Annotated in this window: 14 protein-coding genes and 1 tRNA gene; 3 read left to right on the forward strand and 12 right to left on the reverse strand. The window is 61.2% G+C overall.

What is annotated here, in order from left to right:
- Positions 1 to 102 precede the first annotated feature (102 nt).
- Entirely contained in the window at positions 103 to 1,206 is a 1,104-nt protein-coding gene (locus QQF40_RS08530) for a GGDEF domain-containing protein (protein ID WP_285461068.1), read from the reverse strand.
- Between the two features lie 270 nt (positions 1,207 to 1,476).
- Positions 1,477 to 1,746 carry a hypothetical protein gene (locus QQF40_RS08535; RefSeq protein WP_285461069.1) on the reverse strand — a complete coding sequence of 90 codons (270 nt, stop codon included), beginning with the start codon at positions 1,744 to 1,746 and terminating at the stop codon, positions 1,477 to 1,479.
- 241 nt (positions 1,747 to 1,987) lie between these two features.
- On the opposite strand from QQF40_RS08535, the gene QQF40_RS08540 reads away from it, so the two are divergent.
- Positions 1,988 to 2,064 (forward strand) — tRNA-Pro (locus QQF40_RS08540).
- A 490-nt stretch (positions 2,065 to 2,554) separates the two neighbouring features.
- A complete protein-coding gene (locus tag QQF40_RS08545) occupies positions 2,555 to 2,839 on the forward strand; it encodes a hypothetical protein (RefSeq protein WP_285461070.1) in 285 nt (94 codons plus the stop codon).
- Positions 2,840 to 3,131: 292 nt separating this feature from the next.
- Here the strand turns inward: QQF40_RS08545 and QQF40_RS08550 are convergent, their stop codons facing one another.
- The 4 genes from QQF40_RS08550 to arfB form a co-directional block, all read right to left on the reverse strand.
- Positions 3,132 to 3,434 (reverse strand): hypothetical protein, encoded by a 303-nt coding sequence (locus tag QQF40_RS08550; protein ID WP_285461071.1) that lies wholly within the window; start codon positions 3,432 to 3,434, stop codon positions 3,132 to 3,134.
- 105 nt (positions 3,435 to 3,539) lie between these two features.
- Positions 3,540 to 3,842: a winged helix-turn-helix domain-containing protein gene (locus QQF40_RS08555; protein WP_153635910.1), complete on the reverse strand. Its 303-nt coding sequence runs from the start codon at positions 3,840 to 3,842 to the stop codon at positions 3,540 to 3,542.
- A 41-nt stretch (positions 3,843 to 3,883) separates the two neighbouring features.
- Entirely contained in the window at positions 3,884 to 4,591 is a 708-nt protein-coding gene (locus tag QQF40_RS08560) for an SIMPL domain-containing protein (protein ID WP_285461072.1), read from the reverse strand.
- 58 nt (positions 4,592 to 4,649) lie between these two features.
- The gene (gene arfB, locus QQF40_RS08565) at positions 4,650 to 5,063 is read right to left on the reverse strand and encodes an alternative ribosome rescue aminoacyl-tRNA hydrolase ArfB (protein ID WP_043334927.1); all 414 of its coding nucleotides are present in this window, start codon (positions 5,061 to 5,063) and stop codon (positions 4,650 to 4,652) included.
- Between the two features lie 390 nt (positions 5,064 to 5,453).
- Here arfB and QQF40_RS08570 point away from each other — a divergent pair, with 390 nt between their 5' ends.
- Positions 5,454 to 6,380, forward strand: a complete 927-nt coding sequence (locus QQF40_RS08570) for a LysR family transcriptional regulator (RefSeq protein ID WP_153635907.1) — start codon at positions 5,454 to 5,456, stop codon at positions 6,378 to 6,380.
- 9 nt (positions 6,381 to 6,389) lie between these two features.
- On the opposite strand, the gene QQF40_RS08575 is transcribed toward QQF40_RS08570, so the two are convergent.
- The 6 genes from QQF40_RS08575 to QQF40_RS08600 form a co-directional block, all read right to left on the reverse strand.
- Positions 6,390 to 7,274 (reverse strand): NAD(P)-dependent oxidoreductase, encoded by an 885-nt coding sequence (locus QQF40_RS08575; protein ID WP_285461073.1) that lies wholly within the window; start codon positions 7,272 to 7,274, stop codon positions 6,390 to 6,392.
- Positions 7,275 to 7,374: 100 nt separating this feature from the next.
- Positions 7,375 to 8,538, reverse strand: a complete 1,164-nt coding sequence (locus tag QQF40_RS08580; RefSeq protein ID WP_285461074.1) for a M20 aminoacylase family protein — start codon at positions 8,536 to 8,538, stop codon at positions 7,375 to 7,377.
- A 115-nt stretch (positions 8,539 to 8,653) separates the two neighbouring features.
- The gene (locus QQF40_RS08585; RefSeq protein WP_285461075.1) at positions 8,654 to 9,949 is read right to left on the reverse strand and encodes a DUF3100 domain-containing protein; all 1,296 of its coding nucleotides are present in this window, start codon (positions 9,947 to 9,949) and stop codon (positions 8,654 to 8,656) included.
- Positions 9,950 to 10,305: 356 nt separating this feature from the next.
- Positions 10,306 to 11,568 (reverse strand): AGE family epimerase/isomerase, encoded by a 1,263-nt coding sequence (locus QQF40_RS08590; protein WP_352230727.1) that lies wholly within the window; start codon positions 11,566 to 11,568, stop codon positions 10,306 to 10,308.
- Positions 11,568 to 12,911: an MGH1-like glycoside hydrolase domain-containing protein gene (locus tag QQF40_RS08595; RefSeq protein WP_285461076.1), complete on the reverse strand. Its 1,344-nt coding sequence runs from the start codon at positions 12,909 to 12,911 to the stop codon at positions 11,568 to 11,570. Before QQF40_RS08595 ends, QQF40_RS08590 begins: the two co-directional genes overlap by 1 nt.
- Before the next feature lie 67 nt (positions 12,912 to 12,978).
- On the reverse strand, positions 12,979 to 14,013 hold the full coding sequence (locus QQF40_RS08600; RefSeq protein WP_043334938.1) for an ABC transporter ATP-binding protein: 1,035 nt from the start codon (positions 14,011 to 14,013) through the stop codon (positions 12,979 to 12,981).
- Between the last annotated feature and the right edge of the window lie 19 nt (positions 14,014 to 14,032).

Here is a 14,032-nt window from a genome sequence, read left to right on the forward strand (position 1 = left end):
GGCTTCGCATCAGACCCCAAACACATCGCCCCCGCAAGCCAAGCTTGCGGGGGCGATGTGTTTGGGGATGGCTCAGCCGGTCCAAGAAAGTAGGATCGAGGTTTAGATGACGCTCAGGTCCTTGTCGACCATCAGGCGGCCTCTGCCATTTTCCTTGGCGTGATAGAGGGCGTCATCGCTGCGCTTGACCCAGCTCGACAGGGTATCATCGGCGTGCAATTCGCTGGCGCCGGTGCTGAAGAGGATTACGCCATGTAGCAGAGGCGAGGCTTCGCAGCGCTCCCGCAAGTTTCTATCGAACTGGCGAGCCGTCGCCAAGGTCCCGGGGATCAGGATCATGAACTCCTCGCCGCCATAGCGTCCCGCTTCCCCTGAGAATTCCTGCGTCAGCTGGCTGACATGGCGTGAGAACTCTTCCAGTACTGTGTCGCCGTAAGGGTGCCCGTGGTTGTCATTGATCATCTTGAAGTGATCCAGGTCACAGATCAGCAGGCAGGCACTTTGCGAACTTCTGATCCAGGCTTTGGCCTGTTCGTGGATGGCGCGGTGGTTGTAGAGGCCAGTCAGGCTATCCAGCATGCTGAGGCGCTCGAGCCGTGCGGCATAGGCATTGGCGATATCTCGCTCTTCGTGGATGCGCTTGGCGTATCCGGCAATTACTACACTGAGCAGTCCGAAGGACAGCGTATAGCTGAAGCCCATATCGAGGAAGCGCATGCCCTCGGATGGATAGGCACTGACCAGTCCCGGTCTTGCCTGTTCAAACGCCAGCAACCCCCAAGGCATGAACATCAGACCGATTATGATGACGCCCCGGCGCCTGGGGTTGTCGGGGAGTACGGCAAGCACATAAGCCGATGCCATCAAGTAGAACAGCAGGGTCGGGCCGGTCGCGCCATGATTGAACAACCAGTTGCCCGGTAGCATCACAAAGGTCACCAAGGTGCAGAACAGCCAGGCCATACGCTGAAATTCACCATGAAAGCGCGAGCGATACCAAATTAGAGCGATGAATGCGCTGATGATGGTCAGCACGATGTTATACGCCGGTAGGGTAAGGTCCAGCAGGGAATTGAAGAGGGCAGAGATCAACCCGATGAAGATAGCGGAAACGAGAAAGCCATGGTGGAGTGTCTCACGCGCGGATCCGGTCCCACCAACTAGCCACCGCCAAGAGGCAACTATCATTTTCAATGGGCTGACCATGTGACCTCGGGTAACGAGATTTCAGTGCACAGCAGGCACCAGTTGGGAAAGACTGGATAATACTACGGCCCATCATCAGTCACATCTCGCTGGAGCCAACGATAAGATTGTTAACTCTATACCAACGCAGAGGAGGGCAAAAGATTGCCGTATATAGCGTCATGCGCAATGGCGTTCAGTAGTTTTGCTGAAGCGGCGCAAAAGCTACCTGCAGGGTGCGTATCTCGTCAGCTACCCGGAGCGACTTTGTGTGGATTGTGGCAGTCTCCTTTATTTCCAGGGCGTGTAGCGGTAGCTGTCGGGATCGTTGGCATCCGGGCTGTCGGCTTCCTTGAGGCGCACAAGAGTGTTGCCATCGTCATCCTCTTCGACCCCCGTTACCGTCACCGGAAAGTTGGGCGACAGGGCATCGAGTGCCGGCCATTGCCCCTTGGTGATCTGGCTGCCGGCAGCAGGGACACTGTCGGCGCTGACCTTGATGGGGTCTCCGCTGACACTGGTGCCGCTCTTGAGTATGGACGTAAGCGTGAATTGGATCATCGGTAGGTAACTCCTAGACGATTGTCGTTTATGGGGCGCTGCATTCGAAGGTGCGCAAGAATGGCTGCTTCATGAACATGCGTCGCACCCGGGCATTTTGCAATGCCGACAGCTGATTCAGGCGTCACTGCGACACCAGATCACGACGCAGGTAAAGAAATGTGAGATTCCTGCTTTTCTTTTTGAGATCAATGCGGTACATTACGTCTCGTCTTGAGGGGGAAGCTCTTCCAGACACTGTCGGGACGTGGCGCAGCTTGGTAGCGCGCTGCAATGGGGTTGCAGAGGTCGCAGGTTCGAATCCTGTCGTCCCGACCAGATTCAAGTGAAAAGGCCATCCGGTAACGGATGGCCTTTTTGTGTTTTCGCATGTCCTGAAGATGCCCATCTCGTCACTATTCACTCACTGCTCTTCATTTTTCAGCTCCCGATTTCCATTCTTCATCACCATTCTCGCGATGACCCGCCTGCCTCGCGTATCTCTCCTTTGGTTCGTATTGCTCTCTTTCCTTGCCTCTCAGCTCAATCAGCACTGTGCTCGCGCAAGCGCTTTTCTATTGATCCAGGCAGATGCCACTGGCATCTGGCCCAGAAGTCGCTGCCGCTTGAGTTGATCTGGATCAATTGACTGTCGGTTCGAAGTGCGGGGCAGGTAGGGTGATTTCTCTGATCATGAAAGTATTAGATTTTTCGTATATACTGCGCCAGTCGATATTGGGGGTGATAATGAAAATCATAGACGTTCACACGGCATCTCGATTCAATCCCGAACGATCCATCCTTAAAGAACAGCTGGGCGGGAGGCTACGTGGTGCAGACCTGCGCCGTGGCCGCCGAGAACTATTGCTTCGAGGTCTCTCAGTCGCGCCACTTCATCCTGGGATTTGAGGTCGCGGGCGCACGCAGTGCAGAATTTCTGTCGATCATCACCGAGGATTACGTCTTTCAGCATCCCGGCATTCGCCCGGAAACGCTCTCGGCCTACCTGCAGGATCGCGCCCGACATCCGCTGCGTCGTCGCGCTGCTTCTGCGCCTTCCGCCACTGCGACGGGCGCTGCACGGCGCAGTGTCACCAGCATTGCCGTTGGCTGATGATGCTTGAGGCAACGCTTTCCAGCGAATATCGTTGCACCGTGCTGAGGTGAAAAGCAGGCCAGATGTAGGCAAGAGACAGCCAAGCACAGGGCTAGCGAGGCAGCAAGGAAGACAGCCAGGAAGAAAAGGCTACAAGGACAGTCAAAACGCGCAGGGCAAGGAAGGGTGGAACGCAGCGCTGGGGGAGGGGAGTCGTTCAGAGAAGACTGCACGGGTTTTTCACTTTTTACGACGTTCACTTTTCGCCGTGCGCTTGAGCGACCCATCTAGTCGCGAGGCGGGCCGCGGATCACTCCCGGGTCAGGTAGCGCCTGAACGCCCAGACCGTACTGGCCAGGCTCACACAGCAGAGCAGCGGCAGGGCGACATCGAGACAGGAATCCAGATTCCAGTGCTGCAGCAGGCCGTAGTCCCAGTTCTCTGCCTTGGGTCCATCGCCCTTGTATTCATGCTGAGCGATCTCACGGCCCAGAAACAGGGCGACGGCGATGGCACCTGCCGACCCCACGCCAAACAGCGGCCACAGCGCCAGCTGGATCAGCACTGCGATCACGCCGTGCTGAACGGCACTGTCCAGAATCTCGGCCGTCATGGGTCAGCCATCATGCTTGAGGCCTCATGCTTGAGAGCTCATTCTCGAAAGCCATCTCTCGCCCCCCATTTCTCGGCCCTCGTTTTTCGATCAAGTTCATGCCCCTCACGCATAGCCCAGCGCTTTCTGCAGGCGCTCGGCATTGTCGGCTACCCACTGGGCATTGATCGGCCCCCAGTCACGAATCACGTAGTGGCCGATATTGTTGCGCTGGCCTTCCTCGCGCTGGAATTCACAGACGATCTCGAGCTCACCCAGGGCGGTGATGGTGTCCTGGGCGGTACGCCGCGGCATGCCGGTGGCCGCGATGATGGCTGGCACGCTGGCGATGTCATGCGCGATGAGGTGGGCCACGAACAGGCGTCGATAGAAGCTTGTCTGGGTCTTGCTCAGCGGGGTGTCGGGCATTGGGGCTCCATACGGCGAAGAAGGGGGCTGTCGAGAGGTGATCAGTGGCTCAGGGTGTAGTCGATGGTGGTCACGACTCTGACCTTCTTGATGTCAGGGGTATAGCTGTCGAGGTCCGAGATCGAGAAATAGCCCTGGCTGGCATGCTTGATGTGGCCGACCGTGCTACCGGAATCCTCCGCGAACTGCTGGGCGGCGCGTCGGGCATCCGCGGTCGCGGCCGCGATCATGTCCGGCTTGATGGCTTCAAGCCCCGTGAACAGGAATTCGGTGCGGTAGGCATAGTCAGCCGAGAGCAGGATACCCTCGCGCACCAGTTCACCGGTCAGTGAGGCGCTTTGCTTGACGAGGTCGACCTTGGGCGAGCGCACCAGCACCGTAGCTTCGGCGCGATAGCGCTCATCCGGGCGCTGGGCGTTGTAGCTGTTGGCGTAAAGGTCAGTCACTTGGGGAGAGGTCACGCTGACCTGGTCGGAGGGGAAGCCCTGGGCGGTGAGAAAGGCGCGAATCTTGCGCTCATCATTGGCCAGCGCCTCATGAAGCCCGGTCAGCTGATTGGCATTGACGCTGAAGTGCAGCGGCCAGAGGGCCAGGTCGGCCTTGACCTCGCGCTCCGCGAGTCCCTTTACCGTAACTACACGGCTGGAAGATTCCCATACCTGGGCAGCCTGCTTGAGATAGCTGCCACTCCAGACCATCCCCACGGCCAGCAGGCCGCCCAGCACGGCCGAGCTGATGATATTGCGCATGAATTGTCATCCCTGACGTGAGTTATGAGTCGTGAACTGGCCGCCGCTTGCGGCGATGTCAGTCCTGTACCTTGCCACGCATGGCCTTGATCTTGCCCTTGCGCGTCTTGCTGTCGACGCGGCGACGCTTGGCGCCCTTGCTGGGCGCTGTCGCACGGCGCGCCTTCTGTACCTTCACGGCTTCCAGAATCATCGCCTTGAGACGCGCCAGCGCATCCTCCTTGTTCAACTCGAGGGTGCGATGGCTCTGCGCCTTGATGATGATGACGCCTTCCTTGCTGATGCGCTGATCCGACAGCTGCATCAGGCGCTCCTTGTAGAAGCCGGGCAGCGTCGAGCGCTGCACATCGAAGCGCAGGTGAACGGCGGAGGCGACCTTGTTGACGTTCTGGCCGCCATTGCCCTGGGCGCGAATCTGGGTGAGGTCGATTTCCCAGTCGGCCAGCGCTACCGAATTGGAGATGGTCAGCATATTGAATCTCCTTGTCATGGGGACTGTGTGGTGTGTCACGCAGACACAGTCAATGGAGCGATGGACCATCTTAGCCTATTCGCGCACTGGCTTCAGAATGGCGGGTGCGTCTGCTTCTCCATTCGGCCTGCTCGCGACGCTGATCGCCTGTCTTCGCGTCACGGCGCGGAGGGCCGTGAGAACTGTCATGAAGAGGAGGTGAAGTGATGATTCGTTCTGATATGGCGTTGAGGGTGGGGGAGTTCAACCGCGTGCTGCCCGAGACGTCAGAATATCGAGTACTCTGCTGGCTGCGTCCTGTGTGAAGACTGTCCAGTTATCCAGACATTCTTGGCAGCACTTTCCCTGGCACTTATGTAATTCCCTCTCCCATCCTCTGCAGAGCGCCTTATGGATATCCCGCATCAGCGTCTTGTCTATTTTCAGGTCACCGTCGAAGCCGGCTCCATCCGGCGTGCCGCAGCGCGTCTGAACATCGCTCCCTCGGCTGTCAGTCGTCAGATAGGTCTGCTCGAAGAGGCCATGGCCGCCTCGCTCATCGAGCGTACCCGTGACGGCGTGCAGCCGACGCGAGTCGGCGAGATGCTGCTGGATTACATCCTGCAGCGAGAGAAGCTCGACCAGCACCTCGGCGAGCGCCTCGATGCCTATCAGCGGCTGGAAACCGGGGAAATTCGCCTGATCATCGGCGAAGGCTTCGTCGGCGATATCATCAACAGTCCGCTGCGCGCCTTTCGCAAGCAGTACCCCGGCATCACGCTCAAGGTCGATACCGGCAGCATGCAGAGCATCATCGACAGCGTGATCGAGGATGAGGCGGATATCGGCCTGATGTATCACGAGCGGGTCCATCCCCAGTTGCGCTTCTGGCATTCGAGTCCGCAGCCGCTGGTGGCCATCATGTCGCCGGAGCATCCGCTGGCGAGCGAGGCCCATGCGCTGACACTCGAGGAAGTGGCGCAGCACCCCATGGCGCTGTGGGGGCCGAGTCACGGCGTGCGTCAGCTGATGGACGATGGTTTTCGTGAGGCGGGGGTGCGCCCGCATATGGTGGTGCAGACCAATTCCATGGAAGTGCTCAAGCAGGCGGCGCGGTCCGAACTGTGCATCACGCTGTTGCCGGCCTTTGCCGCGGCCCGTGAGCTCCAGGAGGGCGTGTTGATCGCGCGGGATGTGGAATGTGCCAGCTTCCGCCAGGCCCGCGCACATATCATCACGCGGGTCGGACGGCGCATGCCGCGTGCCAGCCTGCAGTTGCTTCGTCATCTCGAACGCTGGATCACGGCATTCAGCGGTCCGCGTCAGGAAGCGCGCTGACCTCGGGCCTCATGATCCAGGGGCTCTGGTTTCGGTCAGTTGAGGCGGGCGCAGCTGGGCGGGCACCTTGCTCAGCCAGCGATCACATAGATGATGGAGATCATCCTCGTCCGCCGGACACAGCTCCGGCGGCTGACAGCGTTCGAAGACCGCCTTCATCAAGCCTTCTGCCAGGTTGAGCGTGGTGACGAAACTGCGCGCCAGGCGCAGGTCGCGGCGCAGCTGACCGGTGGAGATCCCCGAGTCATAGCGGCCAGGCAGCACCCAACGCGGAAAATTCACCTCGCTCACGGCACTGCGCCCGGCACCCAGGTTGATGGCATCGATGCACGCCTGAGGTGTCACGCCTGCGCGATAGGCCATGGCGACCGCCTCGGCGGTGGTGATCAGGTGCGCGGTATGCAGATAGTCGCTGGCCAGGGCGGCGGCATGGCCACAGCCGGCGTCCCCGACATGCAGATGCTGCGTGCAGATGGCATCAAGCAGCGCTGTCATGCGCGTCACTGTCGCCTCATCACTGCCGATCAACAGCGTCAGGCTGTCATTCGCCTCATCGGCCGGGTTGCGACTGGTGGCCGCTTCCAGCCAGTGATGGCCGGCGAGGCGTGTCTGCACGCCCAGTTCGCGGCTGAGCGTGACATCACCACTGCATAGATCGATCACGGTACTGCCTGGCGGCGCCCTGCGCAGCAGGCCTTGCTTGCCCGTCAGTACCTTCTGCACCTGTTGCGATGTGGCCAGCGCCATCAGGTAGACCTCGGCGCTGAAGGACGAATGGCTCGCGATTTGCCCCTCGGGCGCTGCCACTACCGTGACGCCCTCGACTCCGGCATGCGCAAGCGCCTGTATAGCCCGAGTGCCAATGGGCGCATCGCCAATCACGCAGATCTTCATGCTGAGCACCCCTCGCCGGGCCCGAGTCGCTGGTGGTCTTGATCAGTGATGGTTTTGATCAGTGATGGTGGTTTCGTCAGTGCTTCATCCCGGCCATCTGCTATCCGCCAACAGCCAGCAGCTGACGCACCAGCGACGTCCAGTAGCTGACACCGATGGGCGTGGCAGCATCATTGAAGTCGTAGTGGGGGTTGTGCAGCGAGGCGCTGTCTTCGCCGTTGCCCAGCCAGATATAGGCGCCCGGACATTCCTGCAGCAGATAGGCGAAGTCTTCCGAGGCCATCGAGGGTGGCAGGTCACGATGGACCCGCTGGATGCTCGGCAGCTGCTCGAGAACGCTGGCGCAGCGTTCGGCATGGCCGGGCGCATTGAGCGTCGCGGGATAGCGCGGCTGATAGTCGAAGTTGACCTTGAGACCGTGGAAGGTCGCCATGGCATCGACGGCGTCATGGAAGCGCTGCTGCAGATGCGCGCGCAGTGTCGGGTCGAAGCAGCGCAGGGTGCCGCGCAGTTCGACCTCTTCCGGCATCACGTTGAAGGCATCACCGGCATGGAACTGGGTGATGCTGAGAATCGCGGTCTGGTGCGCCGGCGTCTCGCGGCTGATCAGCCCCTGCAGCTGGGTCACCAGCTGACAGGCCGCCAGGATGGTGTCCTTGCCCAGATGCGGCATGGCGGCGTGGCAGCCGTGACCGCTCAGGGTCAGGGTGAAGACATCGAAGGCCGCCATCACCGCCTCTTCATGCACGGCCGCCTCGCCGAGCGCCAGCCCCGGCCAGTTGTGCAGGCCATAGATGGCATCCATCGGGAACTGCTCGAACAGGCCGTCCTCGACCATGCGACGGCCGCCGCCTTCGTTCTCCTCGGCCGGCTGGAACACAAACACCACGCGGCCGGCAAAGTCCGGGGCGCGCGCCAGTTCACAGGCCGCGCCCAGCAGCATGGTGGTGTGGCCATCATGGCCGCAGGCATGCATCTTGCCCGGTGTGTGCGAGCAATGTGAGACGGCGTTGGCCTCGGTGACATCCAGCGCATCCATGTCGGCGCGCAGGCCGATGGTCTGGCCCTTGCCCAGCTTCCCGTCGAGCACCGCGATCACGCCGGTCTCGGCGAGCCCCGTGGTGACTTCCAAGCCTGCCGCACGCAGGATCTCGGCGACGCGCGCCGAGGTGCGGTGCTCCTCGAAGGCCGTCTCGGGATGCTTATGAAACTCATGACGCCAGCTGCGCAGCAGTGCCTCGTCGATCTTGTCGGGTAGTTGCATGCTGTATTCCTGTGGAAACCGGCACCCTGGAGTGCCGGCGTGAAAGTGATGAGAAGGGGGTAGCAAAGTGAGAGGCGAAAGGTAATGCGAAAGGTACAGCCCGAAGCCCGTGTGATCAGAGCAGTGCCTGCGCCACGACCGCCGAGCCGATATAGGTACCAGTGAAGACCAGCAGCGAGATGATCACCAGCTTCCAGCCCGCCTGGCGGAACATGCTGAACTCGCGCTTGCTCAGCGCCAGACCCGCATAGCCGAGTACCGGCGTGACGATGGCGAGGAAGTTGACGAAGCCCAACTGCTCGGTGATCCAGCCGCTGCCTGGGAACCACGGCAGTGTCATCAGGATGCTGACCAGCGACACCCAAGCGATGGCCGGCAGGTAGAAGGGCATGACGCGGGCGACCAGCAGACCGAGCATGGTCATCACGTACAGGATCAGCATGCCGGGCGCTGCATCAATCAGGCTGGCACCATTGATGGTGTTGACCACCCAGCCGACTACGCAGACGGCTGCGACGACCAGTGCTGTCTTGCCCAGCTGGTTCTCCGGACGGTCTTCGGCCAGTGCTTCGGAAGCGAGTTTGGCTTCCTCATCATTCATGGCGTCATCGTTGCCAGCCCGGTTGCGGCTGAAGAAGCGGAACAGGCGCTCGGCAACCGGTAGGGCGATGAACAGCGATACATAGAGGCCGGTGGCATAGGTCAGCAGGTTGCTGGCGCCGGCGAAGGCCAGCAGATCTTCGCCCATCTCCGGCAGGGCACCGGCGATGGCGCCGGAACACGCCGCCACCATGCTGCCGCTACCGACACCGCAGGCCATGGCCAGTGCACGTGGATCGAAGATGTCCAGTGAGGTTAGGTAGCCCGCCATCAGCGCGAACCACAGGGTGCCGAACATGGTGCCCACGACATATACGCCCATCACGCCGACACCTTCCGGGCCCTTGAGGCCATATTTGTCGGAGATGATCGCGATATTGGGTTCACGCGCGATGGAGTAAGTCGCACCGATCGCCTCGCGGCCCATCTTGAGCACCACCACCGCGATCGGCATCGCGATCAGCATCGTGCCCAGATTACCCAGCTCCTGCAGGATCAGCGCCGGCCCCGCCGAGATCAGCTGCTCGATGGCCGGGCCGATGGTGGAACCGAAACGGGCGATGAACGGCATGATCGACAGCAGGATGACTGGCCCTGCTGCCGCGCTGACTACCGGCGGGATGAAGCGCTTGGTACCACTGAATAGGTGCGGATTGCACAGTACGGCGGCAATGAAGGCATAGAACAGCGGCAACAGCAGCAATGTGCCGAGGCCTAGCGGGAACTTGAGAATACCGATCAATTCGGCGCTGAGAGACAGCACCACGACCAGCAGGTGTAACCGCCAGTCCAGTAGTTGAGAAAGGGGCATGTAGGACTCCGCTTGTTATTGTAGTTTCTGCTTTTTTGAGACATTCGAGACGGACATCGCGTCGGGTCATTCCCGCGGATGGTGACTGTCACCCTCTTGTGGGGTGATCAGCGCAATTCAGTATTGTCATTAGCAGTGCTCTAAAGAAACACGATGGGTGTGCTAAAAAATAGCTCGCGATGTGCAAGCTGGTCGGTTCGACCTGCACTCGATGGCACGAACAGAACGCAACGAACAAAATGCAACGACAAAAACGCAACGACCCGACGCCCCGCAGAGGCGGAGAGTCGGGTCGTCATTTTATTGCCATCGCTAATTCAGGGCAGACATTCATGCCCCGGGACAGCAGCCTGCGGTCAGTCGCGGGTGATCACGCGCAACAGCTCATGACAGGCGCCGAGGCTGTGATAGTCACACTTGGCACCCGGTGAGCTCTTGAGGTCATCGAAGCGCTGGTTGTCAGAATTCAGTAGGCGATACCAGGCACCGTACCGGTGGTCGATGAAGTGCTGCCAGGCATAGCCCCACAGGCGCTCGTACCACTCGGCGTAGTGTGAATTGCCGGTGGCCTCGTGCAGCAGCGCCGCAGCCACCAGGCTCTCGGCTTGCACCCAGAAGTACTTGTCGTCGTCGCAGATGGTGCCATCCGGCGCGAAGCCGTAGTAGATGCCGCCGCGCTCGCTGTCCCAGGCCAGATCCAAGGCGGTATCGAACAGACGCTGCGCGGTCGGCAGCAGCCAGTCGTCATCGCGATGACGCTTGAGCATCAGCAGCAGCTTGGCCCATTCCGTCAGGTGCCCCGGCTGGAAGCCCCACGGACGATAGAGGTTCTTGGGGTCGTCGCGGTTGTAGTCCCAGTCGACGTTCCAGTCGCGATCGTAATGCTCCCAGATCAGGCCATCGGCCTTGGCGGCCTGACGCTGGCAGATGTTGCTGGCCAGGGTCATGGCCCGCTCCAGATAGTGCGCCTCATCGGTGGCTTCGAAGGCGGCCAGCATGGCTTCACAGGCATGCATGTTGGCGTTCTGGCCACGGTAGTCGGACAGCGTCTGCCAATCGGCGCTGGCCTCGTCGGCATAGAGCCCCGCCTCTGGCGACCAGAACTTGTCTTCCATCAGCACGCGGGTCTCCTCGAGCCAGCCACGAGCCTCCTCGATACCGGCGCGATAGGCCGTCGCATAGGCCAGCATCACGAACGCCAGGCCGTAGCACTGGTTGGTGTGGTCCGCCTCGCCTTGCTCGCTCAGCGACCACAGATAGCCACCGGTCTGCGGATCGAGATGGACATTGCGCAGGTAGTCGATGCCGTGGCGGGTCGCGGCCAGACACTGCTCATCACCGCTGCGCAGATATTCCATCGCGAAGTTGAACACCATTCGCGTGCTGCTGACCAGATGACGCGCCGCGGGCGCATACACTGTGCCGTCGTCGCGCCAGGCCTGGAAGTAGCCACCGCGCTCATGATCTATCGCGTTGGGCAGATAAAAGTCCATGATCGAGCGGATATGCGTGTCCAGAAAGCCGCGGCTGGCGAAAGTTGCCGGCATGGGCGGTACTGCCTGTCTGGTCAGCGGTGCCTGTTGCGGTGCCTGCGCTAGTTGAGAGGCTTGCTGAGTCATCAGGAAGCCTCCACGACGCCGGCTGCCGCCTTGCTGGCAGTGAAGCTCTCCAGCGGGTTGAGCCAGTAGAGGTCCATCGCCGCGGTCCAGGAGAAGTCGCGACCGCCACAGCCTTCGCCGGTTACCGAGTTGAAGTACTCGTAGTAGCCGGCGGCCTCGATGCACTTTTGGCTGGCCTGCTTGATCTGGTCGGACTCGCGGGACATGCCATATTCCTCGCAGCCGATGGCCAGCATCCAGTTGATATGCAGCCAGCTCGGTCCGCGCCAGTAACGCTTCGGCTCGAAGCGGGTGCTGACCGGGTGGGTGGAGGCGACACCGAAGGGCGCCTGTTCCAGCCATTCCTCAAGCAGTCCGCCCATGCGCTGCGCCTGGGCGCCGCTGGCGACACCGGCGAACAGCGGCAGAATGCCGGCGGTGGTGACGTGCTCCAGCAGAACGTTGGCACGCGCATCGCGGCTCAGGAAGCAGCCCAGCTCATCGCTCCAAAGCGCCTGCACGCCTTCCTCGGTGCGCGCCAGAGACTGCTTGAGACTGAAGAGCGCCTCTCCATGGGTGTTGACCAGGCCCAGGCCGGCGGCATCTTCTTCGCACAGCGCGATCAGGTCGCGCGTGCCGCGGTGCAGGATGGAGATCAGGCTGATGTCCTCGACACGGTACGGGCAGTCGCGATACAGCGCCTCGGCGTCGTGCTCATTCTGCTGGAAGAACTTCACCAGATAGATATAGCGATCATATTCGTACTTGTGCGGGCGCTCGGACGGATCGACCAGCCCGGTGTCGCGACGCACGTATTCAGCATCGACCGGCGGCACGCCAGCCAGCGGGCCATCCCACTGAGGGCTATTGTCCATGCCCGATTCCCACGGGTGATAGCTGCACACGCGGCCGGTGTGTTCCGGATCGCGATCGCGGTAGAACCACAGGTGGTAGCGAATGACGCCGGGCAGGGTGGCGGCCAGCTTTTCCTCGGCCAGCTTGCGATCACGGCCTTCCTCGAACAGCAGCTTCATGACGCTGGCCAGCACAGGCGGCTGGGAAATGGCGCTGGTCGATGGGCTATGCTTGACGCCCCATACTTCCGGTCCCGGGAAGTAGGTTTCCGCGTCACCGTGGAAGACGATGTGCGGCACCATGCCGTTATCCCACTGACCTTCCAGCAAGCGCTCGACCTCACGCCAGGCACGCGCTTCGTCACCGGCGGCCAGCCAGCCCAGCGCGGTGATGGCGGCGTCCCAGTTCCACTGGAAGGGATAGAGGCCACGCGTGGGCACGGTGTAGCCGCCCAGGTCGTTGAGCTTGAGAACGTCGTGAGCGCTGAGCGCGTCGAGCTTGGCATTCATGTAAGTCGGCTCCGTTCGGGATGAAAGGTTTGGGCTGAAAGGTTGGGTAGAGCGGGGTCGGGGTGCCTTACGCCGACATCAGGTGGCCGCTGTGGTCGTAGAAGCGCACCTTCTCGGCCAGCGGGCGGATGTGGATGTCGCTGCCATTGCCGACCTCGAGATCACTCGGCACGTTGACGCGAATCATCTCGTCGCCGAAACGGGCGGTCAGCTGCTTGTGCGATCCCAGCAATTCCGAGACCAGCACGCGCACCGGCGCGAAGTTCTCGGTGGGCTCGAAGCGCACCTCGAAGTCTTCGGGGCGAATGCCGCATTTGTGGATCTGGCTGGCGGACGGCGAAGTGCTGGTGGGTTGATTCCAGCGTGCATCCGGGGCGATGAAGTTCATCGGCGGGTTGCCGATGAAGCTGCCGACGAATTCGGTCGCCGGGTAGTGGTAGATCTCGGACGGCGGTGCGTACTGCTCGATCTGGCCACCCTTCATGACCGCGATACGGTCCGCTAGGCTCATGGCCTCGACCTGGTCGTGGGTCACGTAGATGGTGGTGGTGTCGGAGGCGGCGAGGATGGTCTTGAGCTCGGCGCGCATCTCCAGACGCAGCAGGGCGTCCAGATTCGAGAGCGGCTCATCCATCAGCAGCACTTCCGGCTCCATCGCCAGGGCGCGCGCGACCGCGACACGCTGACGCTGACCGCCGGAGAGCTGACCGGAGTAGTGATCGAGGCGGTCCTCGATATGCATCAGTTCAGCGGTTTCCTTCACCTTGCGCTGGATATGCGCCTCGCTGTCCTTGCGCACGCGCAGGCCGAAGGCGATGTTCTCCGCCACGGTCATGTGCGGGAAGACGGCGTAGTTCTGGAATACCATCGCGATGCGACGATCGCGCGGTGCCAGCGAGGTGATCTCACGCTCGCCGATGCGGATGGAGCCGCTGCTCTCGTATTCCAGCCCGGCGATGATGCGCAGCAGGGTGGACTTGCCGCAGCCGGACGGGCCGAGCAGCACGGTGAATTCCTTGTCGCGGATCTCGAGATCGATGGACTTGAGGATTTCCTGCTTGCCGAACTGCTTGCGTACGGCGCTGATTTGGATGGCTGACATGGTCTGACTCCTTTGATCG

Origin of the sequence: Cobetia sp. LC6 (assembly GCF_030264805.1) — a bacterium.
In the GTDB taxonomy this organism is placed as follows: domain Bacteria; phylum Pseudomonadota; class Gammaproteobacteria; order Pseudomonadales; family Halomonadaceae; genus Cobetia.